Origin of the sequence: Streptomyces sp. NPDC101181 (assembly GCF_044767975.1) — a bacterium.
GTDB lineage: Bacteria > Actinomycetota > Actinomycetes > Streptomycetales > Streptomycetaceae > Streptomyces.
On record NZ_JBIWOX010000014.1, the window covers coordinates 98070 to 112879 of the forward strand.

The window sequence follows — 14810 nt, forward strand, 5'->3', positions numbered from 1 at the left end:
CGGCGGGGCCGCGGCGGTGGGGCGGTGCGGGGCGGGCGCAAGGAACCCTGTCCGGCGTCCCACGCCTCGCACTCCCCCGGCCGCTCGGGCCTTCCACTCCCCCCGATCGCTCGGGCCACCACTCCCCCGGGCCGCCCCGGGTTTCTCAGTCCAGCAGGACCGGGAAGGCGGCCATGTCGTTCTGCGTCATCACCGGGAGTTTGGTGATCTCCTCGTCCGGGACCGCCAGGCGGAGCTTGGGGAAGCGGGTGAAGAGGGCGGGCAGCGCGACGGCGGCCTCGACGCGGGACAGGGCGGCGCCGGGGCAGATGTGCGGGCCGTGCCCGAAGGTCATGTGGCGGCCCCGGGTGGGGCGGGTGATGTCGAAGGCGTCGGCGTCGGGGCCGTGCTGCCCGGTGTCGCGCCCGATGGCCCGGTAGGAGATGACGATGCCCTCCCCCCGCCGGATCACGTCGTCGCCGACGGGGATGTCCTCGGTGGCGAAGCGCATCAGGAGGTGGGTGGTGGGGGTGTCCCAGCGCAGCGTCTCCTCGATCACCGCGTCCCAGCCGGCCTCCCCGGTGAGGACCAGGCGCAGCTGGCCGGGGTGGGAGAGCAGGGCCCGTACGGCGTTGAGGATCAGCCCGATGGTGGTCTCGTGCCCGGCGGCCACCATCGCCTTGAGGTTGCCGACCACCTCCTCCTCGGTCAGCGGCTCGCCGCCCTCCTCCGCCAGGATCAGCGCGCTGGTGAGGTCGTCGGCGGGCCGGGCGGTCTTCTCCCGGACGAGATCGGCGTAGAAGAGGTCCAGTTCGGCGAGGAGGGCCAGGCGTTCGTCCTGCGGAGTGAGCATCGAGAAGAACGCCTTGTAGCGGCGGGTCAGCATGGCGTGCTGGGACGCGTCGACGCCCATCAGCATCCCGACCACCCGCATCGGCAACGGCTGGGCGAAGACCGCCTTGAGGTCGACCACGCCGTCCTCGCCGCGGGCGGAGTCCAGGTCGTCGAGCAGTTCCCGGGTGAACTCCTCGATGGCCGGGCGGACCGCTTCGAGCCGCCGCGGGGTGAGGGCCTGCGAGGTCTTGGTGCGCAGCCGCCGGTGCTCGGCCCCGTCCACGGTGAACATCGAGCGCCCGGCGTCGATCATGCCGATCAGCGGCCAGGCGTGGGTGACCGCACCGCTGCGCCACAGGTCCCAGGCGTTGATGTCCTTCACCAGCCGCGGGTCCACGAGCAGCTGACGCGCCTCGGCGTGCCGGGTGACCGTCCGGGCCGGCACCCCGAGCAGATCGATGGGGGCCAGGACTCCGGCGTCGCGCAGCCGCGCCGTCTCGCCGTCCAGGTTCTGGACCATGGGGTCGATGACGATGGTCCCGGCGCCCCGGTCGGCTTGCGCGGCGGCAGTGTGCGGGCAGTTCACAACGCGTCTCCAGTTCTGGGTACGGGGGTGAAACGGACGGGCAGCTCGGTCATGCCGCGCAGGAAGGCGGACGGGCGGCGCACCAGATCCGCCGCGGGGACGGCCAGTTCGAGGTCGGGCAGCCGGTCGAGCAGCACTTCGATGCCGGTACGGGCGATGATCTCGGCGATCTCCTGGGCGGGGAAGGGGCAGCGGTACTCGCCGTGGCTGAACGCCAGGTGGGCGCTGTTGCCGCCCTGTCCGGACCGGACCACGACATCCGTGACCCGCTGCCGGATGTGCGGGTCCCCGTTGGCCGCGCCGAGGCCGAGGAGCAGCATGTCGCCGCGGGCGATCTGGTGTCCGCCGAGCCGGGCGTCGCGGGCGGCCCACCGCCCGGCCAGGATCTGGGTGGGGGCGTCCTCCCAGAGCACCTCGTTCATGGCCTCGGCGACGCTGTGCCGCCCGCCGGACAGGGCGTCGGCGAACTGGTCCTCGGTCAGCATCAGCCGGGTGGAGTTGCTGATCCAGTCGGCGGTCGGCAGGTGCCCCGCGGCGGTGATGGCCATCAGGTCCAGCGCGTACTCCTCGTCCGTGAACGGCTCGGGGTGCGCGAGCATCCGGGAGGTCACGTCGTCGCCCGGCCGCGCCCGCCGGGCCGCGACGAGCCGCCCCATGTGTTCGCCGAAGCGCAGGTGCGCCTTCTGTGCGCCGGGCCCGCCGTCGGCGAGGTCCTTGAGCACCCGCGCGATGTCGGCACCCTCGTCGTCGGGGAAGCCGACGAGCCGGGCGAGCACGAGGACGGGCAGCGGTTCGGCGAACTCGGCGACGAGGTCGGCGGTGCCGCGGCTGCACACCGCGTCGATCAGCCGGTCGGCCAGCTGCTCGCAGTCCTGCCGGATCACGAAGGGATCGGCCCCTTCCAGTGCGGGGATCACCATGTCGGCGTGGCGGCGGTGCTCGGCCCCGGCGGTGAAGTAGATCGAGGGGACGGGCGTCCCGACCATGGGGAGCAGCGGCCAGTCGGCCGGGATGTTCTCCCACTGGTTCCACAGCGAGACGTCCCGGGGGAACAACTCCCCGTCGCTGGTGACCTGGTGGAGTTCCCGGTAGCCGATCACGAGCCAGGCCGGGAAGCCGCCGGGAAGCTCGACCGGGACGACGGGTCCGTGCTCGCGCCGCATGGAGCGGTAGAGCGCGTGGGGTTCGGTGTGGAAGCCCGGTCCGCTGAGCGGAACGGCCCCTGTTCCGGCGCCCATGGGGCAACCGCCGCCGGTGGCGGGCGCGGGCATGGCGGAGGGGGAATTCGTCATCGTACGGACTCCAGTGGCGGCGGCTTCGCGCGTTGCGACCCTACGATCAACGCGGCATCACTATAAGGAGGTTCGGCGAACCACCGGGGCCGTTCTCGCTCATTCCCGAACGATTTCCGAACGATTCACGATCGCTCTCGGACAGAATTCTGATTGACTTCCAATTGACCTCCGATCGACTTCCGGTCGACTCTCGATCACCTTCCGCTCGGCGCATCCGCGCGGTGAACGGACCGCGCGGCTCCCCCGGCTCTCGCCCCGCGCCCGGCCCCGTCCCGTGGTCCCGCTCTACGATCGGGGGCGTGTGCGCAGACGTCATGGTGGCCGAGGACGACGACAAGCAGGCGGAGCTGGTACGCCGCTACCTGGAACGGGAGGGACACGCCGTGCGGATCGTGGGCGACGGCCGCGCCGCGCTCGACGCCGTCCGGCACCGGGAGCCCGACCTGCTGGTCCTGGATGTGATGATGCCGCGCACCGACGGCCTGGACGTCGTGCGAGTGCTGCGCGCGGAGGGCCGGGAGCTGCCCGTACTGATGCTGACCGCCCGCTCGACGGAGGACGATCTGCTGCTCGGGCTCGACCTGGGCGCCGACGACTACCTCACCAAGCCCTACAGCCCGCGCGAGCTGATGGCCCGGGTCCGCACCCTGCTGCGCCGGGCACGGCGGACGGCGCCCCCGGGACCGGTGGCCGAGGATCCCGTCCTGCGGGTGGGTGCGCTGGTGGTCGACCCGGAGCGGCACGAGGTGTCGGTGGGCGGGGAGTCGGTGGAGTGCACCCGGGGCGAGTTCCGCATCCTGGCGGCGCTGGCGGCGGGCCCGGACCGGGTGTTCAGCCGTCAGCGGCTGCTGGAGGAACTGCACGGGTTCGACCGCTACATCAGCGACCGGACCGTGGACGTGCACGTGATGAACCTGCGCAAGAAGATCGAGCGGACCCCCCGCAGGCCGGAGCGGCTGCTGACGGTGTTCGGCGTCGGCTACAAGCTCACCGACCCGGCGAAGGACGCACGGCGTGCGTAGGAACGGCCGAGGTACCGGACGGGACCGGGGCGGCAGGGACGACCGGGCCCGGTCGCGGGTGCCGTTGCGGCGGAGCCTGCTGGGACGGCTGCTCGGTGTGTCGGCACTGGTCGCCGCGTGTTCGGTGGCGGCCACGGCCTGGATCGCCGTCCAGACCACCTCGGGCGCGATCCTCCAGGAACAGGGCCGGACCCTCACCGCGGACGCCCGGATCTACGACACCCTGCTCGGCTACGCGGCCCGCCATCGGACCTGGGACGGGGTGGACGCGACCGTCCGGGAACTGGCCGAGCAGTCGGGCCGCCGGGTGGCGCTGACCACGCAGAGCAGGCGGCCGCTCGCCGACTCCGCCACCGCGGAGACCCCGCCCGCCCTGCCGCCGGAGGCCTCCGCGGTGGTCGACCCGCTGTCCGTGGACACCGTGCTGGCCGCCCGGAGCACCGAGGGGCAGGGCACGGACGCCGACCGGATCGACCCCCGCGCGGTGGGCCCGTACCTGCTGCCGACGTCCGAGCGGACGCACCTGCGGCAGCTCGCCGACCGCAACGCGATGTGCCTGAACCGGGCGGGGGTCGCCGCCGATGTGGTCGTGGGGCCGAGCGGCCGGCCCAAGGTGCAGATGGTGGGCAGCGACCCCGGACGGGCCGTGGACACCAAGTGCGGCCTCACGGACCTGGAAACTCCGACCCGGACGGAACAGAAGGCGCTCGACGCGCTCAACGGGCTGGCCGACGCGTGCTTGAAGCGCCAGGGGCGGGAAGGTGTGCGGCTGGACCAGGACCTCTACTGGGGCAGGAAGGTCGCCGCCGTCCCCGGGCGCCGGCCGCCGGACGACCCGCGGGAGACCCGCCCGGTGCCCGTCCCCGAGCCGCCCCGCGAGTTCACCGGCGAGGACGACCGGGCGGTCGCCTCGTGCGTGGGGACGGCGCGCAGCGAACAGCTCAGCTCGTACGTGGCCTCCCCCGCGCTGCTGTTCATCGGGGACGACGGCGGCACGACGGTGCCGGGCTTCGACCTCTCCCCCGCCAACACCGCGAAGATCGCCGGTGCGGCGGCCCTGGTCCTCGCCCTGACCGTGGGTGCCTCGGTGCTCGCGGGCACCAGGCTGGTCCGCCCGCTGCACGCGCTGACCGGGGCGGCGCAGCAGATGCGCGACGGTGAGGAGCACGCCTCCGTCCCGGTGCCGGGAGACGACGAGATCGGCAGACTGGCCGCCGCGTTCAACGACATGTCCGCGCACCGGGCGCGGCTGGAGGAGCAGCGCAAGGCCATGGTCAGCGATGTGGCCCACGAACTGCGCACCCCGCTGAGCAACATCCGCGGCTGGCTGGAGGCGGCCCAGGACGGACTGGCCGACCCGGACCCGGCGTTCGTCTCCTCGCTGCTGGAAGAAGCCGTGCAGCTCCAGCACATCATCGACGACCTCCAGGACCTGGCCGCCGCGGACGCGGGCGTGCTCCGGCTGCACCCCGAACCGGTCCGGGTCGGGGAGCTGTTGCACCAGGTGGCCGCCGCCCACCAGGCCGGGGCGGACACCGCGGGCGTGACGCTGAGGGTGGAGGCGGCCCCGGCGCCGGAGGTGCGGGCCGACCCGGTGAGGCTGCGGCAGGCGGTGGGCAACCTGGTCTCCAACGCGGTACGGCACACTCCGGCGGGCGGCACGGTGACGCTGCGCGCGTACGGTGCCGGGGCGCAGCCCCGGGCCGGGTCGGGGGTGGGGCCCGGAGCCGGGTCCGGCGAGGTGGCCATCGAGGTGGCGGACACCGGGACCGGCATTCCGGCCGGGGACCTGGACCACGTCTTCGACCGCTTCTGGCGCGCGGAGAAGTCCCGCAGCCGCCGCACGGGCGGCAGCGGCCTCGGGCTCGCCATCGTGCGGAAGCTGGCCGAGGCCCACGGCGGGACGGTCGGCGCGACCAGCACGGAGGGCGCGGGGTCGGCCTTCACGCTCCGGCTGCCGGCCACCCCGCCGACACCCTGACGGACACCTGGCCGACGCTCCGGCACCGGACGGGCGGTCTCCCGGTCGGCACCCCCGCTGAACGGGCTGCCGGCCACCCCGCCGACGCCCTGACGGATGCCCTGATGGGATGACCACAGCGCCCTGACAGCTTCCTCACACCTTCCGGTCAGCCTGGCTCCCAGCCCCGCACCCGGTGCACCACGGCATCCGGGTACGCCGCGGGCGACGTAGGAAATGGAGCCATCCGTATGACCGCTGTGACCACCCGCCTCTCCCTGCGCACCGCCGTGCTCGCCGCCGTCGCGGCCGGTGCGGTGCTGATCCCGTCCACCGCCGCCTTCGCCGACGCGACCCCGCGGCCCTCGGCACCGGCCGACAGCGCCACGGAGCCGTCGCCGGAGCGACAGAAGGCCGACGAGGCCGCGAAGGCCGACGAGGCCCGGCCCTCCGCCGCCCCGCGCGGCGGTGTCGCCGCGGGCGACCGGCCGACACCCACCGAGGCCAAGCGGAAGGCGGCGGCCGAAGCCGCCCCGCGCGGCGGTGTGGCGGCCGGTGAACGCCCGGCCGCCGACAGCACCGGCGCCGCCACGGCCCTCGCCGGGTCGGTGGCCGGTGCCGCGCTGCTCGCGGGCGCGGGCACCCTCGTGCTGCGCCGCCGCAACGGCTGACCTCCGCTCACCTCGCACCCCGCGCACCGACCGTGGCGCCGTCCCGCACCGGGACGGCGCCACACCGGTGAACACCCTGGAGCCCTCATGCGCGCCCCCCGATCCGCCCGCCGCCCCCGAACGGCCCTTCTCGTCACCGCGGTTGCTGCTTTCGCGGCTCTGACGGCCTGTGCGGGAGGGGCACCACCGGCCACCGCACCCCCGGCGGCGTCCGCCCCGGCGCCCTCGGCCGCGGCCCCCGCCGAGACGCACGGGCAGCGGGACGCCGAGAACGCCCCCGCGCCCGCCGAGGTGTCCATCCCCTCTCTGAAGATCCGCAGCTCCCTCATGCCTCTGGGGCTCAACCAGGACGGTACGGTCGAGGTCCCGCCCGCCGAGCAGGGCATGACGGCGGGCTGGTACACCGGCGGAGCCGTACCCGGCCGCCCCGGACCGGCCGTGCTGATCGGTCACAACGACACCCGCTTCGGCCGCGCCGTCTTCCACGACCTCAAGGACGTCCGCAAGGGTGCCGAGGTCATCGTCCGGGGCGGAGACGGGGCGTCGCTGAGCTTCACCGTGACGGGGATGGAGACCGTCAGCAAGAAGGCGTTCCCCACCCAGCGCGTCTACGGTGCCACCGCGGGCAGCACGCTGCGACTGGTCACCTGCGACGGCGCGTTCGACGCCGAGGGGCACCCCGTCGACAACCTCATCGTGTACGCGGAGCCGAGCTGATCCGGTCCGTGGTGGTGAGGGCCAGGCCGGACAGGGCCGGGACGGACAGGGCCGGGACGGACAGGGCCGGGCCGGGCCGGGTCGGTCAGGGACGTCGGCCGCTGCACCCGGACCGGACCCCGACCCTGATGGCATCCGGCCGGACAGACTGACGGCATCCCATGTCTACCGGCGGGTAACCGCCGCTGCTTGGATGGGAACACCTGGTACGCCCCCATCGACCGCAGGAGACCTCGTGCCGAACACCGCGTTCCGCCGTCTGACCGGCGTGGCCCTGTCCGCCGCACTCGCCGCCGCCACCCTGGCCGTGAGTTCGCCGCAGGCCGCGGCCGTCGGCGCCCCCGCCTCCGGTACCCCTTCGCTGCGGGTGCTCTCGTACAACGCGTTCCTGTTCAGCAAGACCCTCTACCCCAACTGGGGCCAGGACCACCGGGCGGCGGAGATCCCCAAGTCCTCGTTCTTCCAGGGCAACGACGTCGTGGTCGTCCAGGAGGCGTTCGACAACGGCAGCTCGGACGCCCTGCTGCGCAACGCCGCCGCACGGTATCCGCACCAGACGCCGGTCGTCGGCCGGAGCAAGAGCGGCTGGGACGCGACGGGCGGTTCGTACGCGGCGGCCACACCCGAGGACGGCGGCGTCACCGTCCTGAGCAAGTGGCCGATCGTGCGTAAGGAGCAGTACGTCTACCAGGACGCCTGCGGCGCCGACTGGTGGTCCAACAAGGGCTTCGCCTATGTGGTGCTGAACGTCGACGGCGCCCGGGTCCACGTCGTCGGCACCCACGCGCAGTCCACCGATCCGGGCTGCGCGGCAGGTGAGGCGGCGCGGACACGCAGCCGCCAGTTCAAGGCCCTGGACGCGTTCCTCGACGCGAAGGACATCCCCGCCTCCGAACAGGTCGTCGTGGCGGGCGACTTCAACGTCGACCGGCACTCCGCCGAGTACGCCTCCTTCCTCTCCGACGCGGACCTGAGCGCCCCGGACAGCAACACGGGCCACCCGTACTCCTTCGACACCCGGGACAACTCCATCGCCTCCGAGCGCTACCCGGACGACCCGCGCGAGGACCTCGACCACGTCCTGCACCGCAAGGGCCACGCCAAGCCGTCCGGCTGGACGAACGACGTGGTCAAGGAGAGCAGCGCCCCCTGGACCGTCTCCAGCTGGGGCAAGAGCTACACGTACACCGATCTCTCCGACCACTACCCGGTGATCGGCTCCGCCCGGTAGCCACGCCACCTCGCCGCCCGCTGCGGAGGACTTTCAGAAGAAGACCCCGCACCTCAGCAGCACGTTCGCGTAGGGCCGCGCCTCGCCCGTCCGCACCACCAGGCGGGCCGTCGCGGTGAGCGCCTTCAGGTCGTCGTGCGGGACCGAGACCAGGGCGGGGAAGCGGGCCGTCAGGAGCGCCGCGGCCCCCGGGTTGGCGTCGTGGACCTCCCGGGCGGCCGTGGCGCCTTCCACGGACAGCTCGTCCAGCAGACCGTCCAGGACCTCGGCGAACGACGGGGTCCCGGCCCGGAAGGCCAGGTCCACGACGCGCGGCCCCGGCGGGATCGGCATGCCCGCGTCGCAGACCAGCACCCCGTCGCCGTGGCCCAGTTCGGCGATGGCACCGGCCAGGTGACGATTGAGGATGCCCGACTTCTTCACAGCGCGTCGACCTCCTCCAGCGTCGGGAAGGACTCCTGGGCCCCCCGTCCCGTGACCGCCGCCGCGCCCACCCGCACCGCGAACGCCGCCGCCTCCCGCAGGGCGTCGCCACGGCCCAGCCGCCAGGCCAGGGCTGCCGTGAACGCGTCCCCGGCCCCGGTCGTGTCCAGGGCCTCCACCTCCGGGCTGACCAGGTGGTCCAGGGAGCCGGTACGGCTGTCCGCCACCAGGGCCCCGGCCGCGCCCAGGGTGACCACCACCGAGCGCGGACCGAGCGCGAGCAGGGCCGGGGCCCACTCCTGCGGGGTCCGGCCCGCCGCGTCGCCCAGGATGTACCGCGCCTCGTGCTCGTTGACCACCAGCGGATCGCAGGCCGCCAGCACCTCCTCGGGGAGCGGGGCGGGCGGGGAGGGGTTGAGCACGAGCCGGGTGTCCGGCCCCCGGCCGCGTACCGCCTCGGCGACCGTGTCCAGCGGGATCTCCAGCTGTACGGAGATCACCCGCGCGGCGGCCAGCAGTGGGGCGGCCGCCCGGACGTCCTCCGGGCTCAGGCGGCCGTTGGCGCCCGGCGAGACGACGATGCTGTTGTCACCCGAGGGGTCGACGGTGATCAGCGCGACACCCGTGGGCGCCCCGCCGACCAGGACACCGCCGGTGTCCACGCCCGCCGCGCGCTGGGTCTCCAGCAGGAGGCGGCCGTGCCCGTCGTCGCCGACCCGGGCCAGCAGGGCCGTACGGGCCCCGAGGCGGGCGGCGGCCAGCGCCTGGTTGGCGCCCTTGCCGCCCGGATGGACGGACAGGTCGGAGCCGAGCACCGTCTCGCCCGGCGCGGGGCGGCGCTCGACGCCGATCACCAAGTCGGCGTTGGCCGACCCGACGACCAGCAGGTCGTAGGGGTCGCCGGGGGCGTTGTCCTGCATGGGCGTACTTCCCGCTTTCGTCGGTCGGGGACGGGGTTCGTGGCCGTGTGCCGGCGGCCAGGGGGGCAGGGTCAGGGCTGTGAACGGCGAACGGTGCTCCAGGGACCAGCGACCAGGGGTCAGGGGTCAGGGGCGACGGGCCGGGAGCCGCGGCCGGTTCAGGAGAAGTCGGCGACGTTCTCCCGGGTGACCACCTTGACCGGCACCTTCACCGTGCTCTCGACCTTCTCGTCCTTCGCCGCCTTGACGGCGTTGCGCACCGCGATCCTGCCCAGTTCGGCGGGCTGCTGCGCCACCGACGCGTAGAGCGTGCCCGCTTCGACCGCCTTCAGCCCGTCGGGAGTTCCGTCGAAGCCGACGACCGCGACGGACTTCCCCGCCCGGGAGCCGAGCGCCTTGGCCGCGCCGAGCGCCATCTCGTCGTTCTCCGCGAAGACGCCGGTGATGCCGGGGTGGGACTGGATGAGGTTGGTCATGACGTCCAGGCCCTTGGTGCGGTCGAAGTCGGCGGGCTGCTCGGCGACCACCTTGATGCCCGGGTAGGCCTTGAGGCCCTCGGCGAATCCGGCGCCGCGCTCCCGGCTGGCGGAGGTGCCCGCCGTGCCCTGGAGGATCACGATGCTGCCCTCGCCCCCGAGCTTGTCGGCCAGCGCGTCCGCGGCGAGCTTGCCGCCCGCCACGTTGTCGGACGCGACGAGCGTGGCGGTGTCGGCCTTGTTCACCCCGCGGTCGGCGGCGACCACCGGGATGTCCGCCTTGTTGGCGCTCCGGACACCGGGTCCGACGGCGTCCGAGTCGACCGGGTTGACGATGATCGAGGACACGCCCGAGCTGGTGAAGTTCTGGAGCTGGTTGGCCTGTTGCGAGGCGTCGTTCTGGGCGTCGGTGACAGTGAGCTCCACGCCCGCCTTCTTCGCCTCGGCCTCGGCGCCCTGCCGCATCTGCACGAAGAAGGGGTTGTTGAGGGTGGAGAGGGACATGCCGACCTTCGTCGTGCCGCCGGAGGAGCCGGAGTTGAGGTAGGAGACCCCGCCGACGACGACCGCCACGGCGAGGGCGGCCCCGGCGAACTTCAGGGCTCCCCGGCGTCCGGACCCGGGTGCGCCGGGTGCCGTCCCGGCCGGGGAGGCCGCCCCCGAACCGGCCTTGCGCCGCAGCGTGTCGAGCAGGACGGCCAGCGCGATGACGACGCCGATGACGACCTGCTGCCAGAACGCCGACACGGACAGCAGGTTGAGGCCGTTGCGGAGCACGGCGAGGATCAGCGCGCCGATCAGGGTGCCGGAGGCCTTGCCGACGCCGCCCGCCAGGCTGGCGCCGCCGATGACGACCGCGGCGATGGCGTCGAGTTCGTACCCCTGGGCGGCCTGCGGCTGGGCGGAGACGAGGCGGGAGGCCAGGACGATGCCCGCGACGGCGGCGAAGAGGCCGGACAGGGCGTAGATGACGACCTTCTGGCGCTTGACACGCAGACCGGACAGCCGGGCGGCCTCCTCGTTGCCGCCGATCGCGTACATGGAGCGGCCGATGAACGTACGGCCGAGGATCAGCGCGGTGATCAGACCCATCGCGATCATCACGAGGACCGGGACGGGGAGCCGGCCGCCGAGCGTGTCGCCGAGCCAGGAGACGGAGTCGGGGAAGGCGATCGGGCTGCCCTGGGAGATGACCAGGGAGAGCCCCCGGGCGATCGACAGCATGGCCAGCGTGGCGATGAACGGCGGGAGTTTGCCGTAGGAGATGAGCGCCCCGTTGACGAGGCCGCAGGCGATGCCCGTGACGATCGCGAGGACGACGGCGAGGACGACCGGCACTCCGGCGGAGGTCGCGGACCAGGCCAGGACCGTGGCGGACAGGGCCGCCACCGAACCGACGGACAGGTCGATGCCCGCCGAGACGATGACGAAGGTGACGCCGAAGGCGAGGATGGCGGTGACGGCGGCCTGGACGCCGACGTTCAGCAGGTTCTGGGTGGTCAGGAAGTCGCCGGAGAGCAGTGACATCGCCACCACCAGGACGACCAGGGCGCTCAGCGCCCCGTTGTCGAGCAGGACGCGGCGCAGCACGGAGACTCCGCCCGCCCCCGGGTCGCTCTTGGCTGTCTCAGTGGCCACGGGGGCCCTCCTTCTCCTGCTGCGTCGCGGGGTGTTCGGTGGGGGCGGGGCCCCGGTCGGTGGTCGCGGTGCCGACGGCGAGGGCCATCACCGCGTCCTGGGTGGCCTGGTCCGCGGGGAGTTCCCCGGCGATGCGGCCGTGGGCCATGACGATGACCCGGTCGCTCATGCCGAGGACTTCGGGCAGATCGCTGGAGATCATCAGGACGGCGTGGCCGGAGGCCGTCAGCTCGTTGATGAGCTGGTAGATCTCGACCTTCGCGCCGACGTCGATGCCCCGGGTGGGCTCGTCGAGGATGAGGACGCGGGTGTCGGCCAGCAGCCACTTACCGATGACGACCTTCTGCTGATTGCCGCCGGACAGGGTGCGCACCTGCTGGTCCGGGCCGGACATGCGGACGCCGAGCTGCCGGGCGATCCGGGCGGCGGCGGTGCGCTGCCCCTTGAGGTCGACCAGACCGGAGCGGGTCGCCGAGCGGAGGGTGACCAGCCCGAGGTTCTCCTGGACGGAGGCGTCGAGAACGAGGCCCTGGCCCTTGCGGTCCTCGGGAACGAGGCCGAGTCCGGCGCCCATCGCGGCGGGGACGTCGTGCCGGGCGAGGCGCTCGCCGCGGACGTCGACGGTACCGGTGTCGTACGGGTCGGCCCCGAAGACGGCGCGCGCCACCTCCGTACGCCCGGCCCCGACGAGTCCGGCGAGGCCGACGACCTCCCCGGCGCGCACGTCGAAGCTGATGTCGTGGAAGACGCCGTCCCGGGTCAGTCCGCGTACGGACAGCAACGCCTCGCCCGCGCCGGGGCGTTGGCGCGGGTACTGCTGCTCGATACTGCGCCCGACCATGAGTTGGACCAGCTCGTCCTCGGGGGTGGCGGCCGGGACCTGCTCGACGCTGCGGCCGTCGCGCAGGACGGTGACGCGGTCGCCGAGTGCGGCGATCTCTTCCAGGTGGTGGGTGATGAAGACGATCCCGACGCCGTCCGCGCGCAGGTGGCGCACGATCGCGAAGAGCTTGTCGACCTCCTCGGAGGTGAGGACGGCGGTCGGTTCGTCCATGATCAGAACCCGGGCGTCCAGGCTGAGCGCCTTGGCGATCTCCACCATCTGGAGCCGGGCGATGCCGAGGTCGCGCACCTTGGCGTCGGGCGCGACGTCGACCCCGACCCGGCGCAGCAGTTCGCGTGCGTCCTCCCGCATCCGGCGGTGGTCGACGAGGCCGAAGCGGCGGGGCTGGCGGCCCAGGAAGATGTTCTCGGCGACGGTGAGGTCGGGGACGAGGTTGAACTCCTGGTAGATGGTGGCGATACCGAGGCGTTCGGCGTCCTGGGCGTTCGCGATGCGCACCTCGCGGCCCTCGGCCAGGATGCGGCCGCGGTCGGGGCGGTAGGCGCCGGAGAGCGTCTTGATGAGGGTGCTCTTGCCCGCGCCGTTCTCGCCGAGCAGCACATGGACCTCGCCGCCGCGCAGGTCGAAGTCGACGTTGTCGAGCGCCACCACACCGGGGAAGGTCTTGCGCAGTCCCTCGACGCGCAGCAACTCCTCGGGGTGGCGGGCGGGTTGTCCCTCCGGCCCGGTCGGCGGTCGCTTCTGCGATACGGTCACCGCTCGCTCCTCTGGTTCGGTGCGGCCGCGCCGCACGACCGGCGTACGACGAGGCGGGCGGGCAGGGTGACGGACCGCGGGGTCCGTCCTTCGATCAGGTCGGCCAGCGCGCGTACGGCGGCCCGTGCCAGGTCCGCGGTCGGCTGGGCGATGGTGGTGATCGGCGGATCGGTGTGGACGAACCACGGGATGTCGTCGAACGCGGCGAGGGCGATGTCGTCCGGTGCGCGCAGCCCGTGCGCCCGGATCGCGTCCAGCGCGCCGAGCGCCATCAGGTTGTCGGCGGCGAACACGACCTCGGGCGGCTCGGGCAGTGCCAAGAACCCCTCGGTGGCCCGGCGTCCACTGGCCGCCTGGAAGTCGCCCTGCCCGATGTAGGCGTCCGGCAGGGCGAGCCCCAGCCCGTCCAGCGCGTCCCGGAAGGCCTCGACGCGCTCGTTGCCGGTGGTGGTGGCCGCGGGCCCGGCGATGATGGCGAGCCTGCGGTGGCCGAGGCCGTGGAGATGGCCGACCAGCTCTCTGACCGCACCGGTGCCGTCGGCTCGGACGACGGGGACGTCGATGCCGGGGATCCAGCGGTCGACGAAGACCATCGGCGTACCGCTCAGGGCCACCTCCCCCATCAGCGGGGACCCGCCGTCGGCGGGCGAGACGAGCAGCCCGTCGATCCTGCGGTCGACCAGGGTGCGGATGTGGTGGTCCTGGAGCTCGGGCCGCTCGTCGGCGTTGCCGATGATGACGCTGTAGCCGAGGGCGCGGGCCTCCTCCTCGACGAAGCGGGCCAGCTCGGTGAAGTACGGGTTGAGCACGTCACTGATGACCAGCCCGAGGGTGCGGGTCTGCGCGGTGCGCAACGACCGGGCCACCGCGTTGGGCCGGTAGCCCAGCGTCTCGACGGCGGCGCGCACCCGGGTGCGCGCCTCGGCGCTGACGGACGGGTGACTGTTCAGCACCCGCGAGACGGTGGCGACGGACACGCCCGCCGCGGCCGCGACATCCTTGATGCCCGCCATCCCCGGACCACCTCCTTGTGGTTTCCGTACCTCTCGAAACCCTGGACGGTCCGGCTCGTCACCAACGCCATGGAATCGATTACACACGCGATTGGAATCGATTACACGACCGAAGGCAAGCCCCTGCCGCGCGTCCGAGACCGGATCGTGATCGGGGCTGCGCCGGGCGCCGGCCCCCGGGAAACGCGGAAGACCCCAGCTGAGCTGGGGTCTTCGTCTGTGTCCGAGGGGGGACTTGAACCCCCACGCCCGATAAAGGGCACTAGCACCTCAAGCTAGCGCGTCTGCCATTCCGCCACCCGGACAAGGTGCCTGTCGTTCGCGGTGTGTTCCCCGCGGCGACACTGAAAACCATACCAGGGGTTCGGAGCGTGTTTCACCTGCTTAACCCGTGCATAGCCGGTGGTCAGTGCGGTGTCGTGGGGTGCGGCGCGAGGAGTCGGCG

Annotated in this window: 12 protein-coding genes and 1 tRNA gene; 5 read left to right on the forward strand and 8 right to left on the reverse strand. The window is 73.1% G+C overall.

Annotated elements, in window-relative coordinates; all coding sequences use genetic code 11:
- Positions 1-145: 145 nt before the first annotated feature.
- Both ACIRRU_RS21070 and ACIRRU_RS21075 read right to left on the reverse strand, forming a co-directional pair.
- Complete coding sequence (locus ACIRRU_RS21070) at positions 146-1399, reverse strand: cytochrome P450 (protein ID WP_403682692.1); 1254 nt, start codon at positions 1397-1399, stop codon at positions 146-148.
- Positions 1396-2691, reverse strand: a complete 1296-nt coding sequence (locus ACIRRU_RS21075; RefSeq protein ID WP_403682694.1) for a cytochrome P450 — start codon at positions 2689-2691, stop codon at positions 1396-1398. Before ACIRRU_RS21075 ends, ACIRRU_RS21070 begins: the two co-directional genes overlap by 4 nt.
- 317 nt (positions 2692-3008) lie before the next feature.
- Between ACIRRU_RS21075 and ACIRRU_RS21080 the strand changes: the two genes are divergently transcribed.
- The 5 genes from ACIRRU_RS21080 to sph all read left to right on the forward strand — a co-directional run bounded on the left by ACIRRU_RS21080 (position 3009) and on the right by sph (position 8295).
- Positions 3009-3716 (forward strand): response regulator transcription factor, encoded by a 708-nt coding sequence (locus tag ACIRRU_RS21080; RefSeq protein ID WP_403682865.1) that lies wholly within the window; start codon positions 3009-3011, stop codon positions 3714-3716.
- The gene (locus tag ACIRRU_RS21085; RefSeq protein ID WP_403682697.1) at positions 3709-5697 is read left to right on the forward strand and encodes an ATP-binding protein; all 1989 of its coding nucleotides are present in this window, start codon (positions 3709-3711) and stop codon (positions 5695-5697) included. The genes ACIRRU_RS21080 and ACIRRU_RS21085 overlap by 8 nt, the downstream gene beginning before the upstream one ends.
- 230 nt (positions 5698-5927) lie before the next feature.
- Positions 5928-6347 (forward strand): LPXTG cell wall anchor domain-containing protein, encoded by a 420-nt coding sequence (locus tag ACIRRU_RS21090; RefSeq protein ID WP_403682700.1) that lies wholly within the window; start codon positions 5928-5930, stop codon positions 6345-6347.
- A gap of 87 nt (positions 6348-6434) precedes the next feature.
- A complete protein-coding gene (locus ACIRRU_RS21095; RefSeq protein ID WP_403682703.1) occupies positions 6435-7064 on the forward strand; it encodes a class F sortase in 630 nt (209 codons plus the stop codon).
- A gap of 235 nt (positions 7065-7299) precedes the next feature.
- Complete coding sequence (gene sph, locus ACIRRU_RS21100) at positions 7300-8295, forward strand: sphingomyelin phosphodiesterase (protein ID WP_403682705.1); 996 nt, start codon at positions 7300-7302, stop codon at positions 8293-8295.
- Positions 8296-8328: 33 nt separating this feature from the next.
- On the opposite strand, the gene rbsD is transcribed toward sph, so the two are convergent.
- The 6 genes from rbsD to ACIRRU_RS21130 all read right to left on the reverse strand — a co-directional run bounded on the left by rbsD (position 8329) and on the right by ACIRRU_RS21130 (position 14670).
- Entirely contained in the window at positions 8329-8718 is a 390-nt protein-coding gene (gene rbsD, locus ACIRRU_RS21105; RefSeq protein WP_403682708.1) for a D-ribose pyranase, read from the reverse strand.
- Positions 8715-9638: a ribokinase gene (locus ACIRRU_RS21110; RefSeq protein WP_403682710.1), complete on the reverse strand. Its 924-nt coding sequence runs from the start codon at positions 9636-9638 to the stop codon at positions 8715-8717. The genes rbsD and ACIRRU_RS21110 overlap by 4 nt, the downstream gene beginning before the upstream one ends.
- 158 nt (positions 9639-9796) lie before the next feature.
- On the reverse strand, positions 9797-11752 hold the full coding sequence (locus tag ACIRRU_RS21115) for a substrate-binding domain-containing protein (RefSeq protein WP_403682712.1): 1956 nt from the start codon (positions 11750-11752) through the stop codon (positions 9797-9799).
- Positions 11742-13352, reverse strand: coding sequence for a sugar ABC transporter ATP-binding protein (locus ACIRRU_RS21120; RefSeq protein ID WP_403682714.1), 1611 nt, complete (start codon positions 13350-13352; stop codon positions 11742-11744). The genes ACIRRU_RS21115 and ACIRRU_RS21120 overlap by 11 nt, the downstream gene beginning before the upstream one ends.
- Positions 13349-14365, reverse strand: coding sequence for a LacI family DNA-binding transcriptional regulator (locus tag ACIRRU_RS21125; protein WP_403682717.1), 1017 nt, complete (start codon positions 14363-14365; stop codon positions 13349-13351). Before ACIRRU_RS21125 ends, ACIRRU_RS21120 begins: the two co-directional genes overlap by 4 nt.
- A 220-nt stretch (positions 14366-14585) precedes the next feature.
- Positions 14586-14670: transfer RNA gene (locus ACIRRU_RS21130), tRNA-Leu, on the reverse strand.
- Positions 14671-14810: the final 140 nt, after the last annotated feature.

Excerpts from the sequence above, each read along its gene's own strand:
- ACIRRU_RS21075 (WP_403682694.1), bottom strand. The coding sequence starts at position 2,691 with ATGACGAATTCCCCCTCCGCCATGCCCGCGCCCGCCACCGGCGGCGGT.
- ACIRRU_RS21080 (WP_403682865.1), top strand. The coding sequence starts at position 3,009 with ATGGTGGCCGAGGACGACGACAAGCAGGCGGAGCTGGTACGCCGCTAC.
- ACIRRU_RS21090 (WP_403682700.1), top strand. The coding sequence starts at position 5,928 with ATGACCGCTGTGACCACCCGCCTCTCCCTGCGCACCGCCGTGCTCGCC.
- ACIRRU_RS21095 (WP_403682703.1), top strand. The coding sequence starts at position 6,435 with ATGCGCGCCCCCCGATCCGCCCGCCGCCCCCGAACGGCCCTTCTCGTC.
- ACIRRU_RS21110 (WP_403682710.1), bottom strand. The coding sequence starts at position 9,638 with ATGCAGGACAACGCCCCCGGCGACCCCTACGACCTGCTGGTCGTCGGG.
- ACIRRU_RS21125 (WP_403682717.1), bottom strand. The coding sequence starts at position 14,365 with ATGGCGGGCATCAAGGATGTCGCGGCCGCGGCGGGCGTGTCCGTCGCC.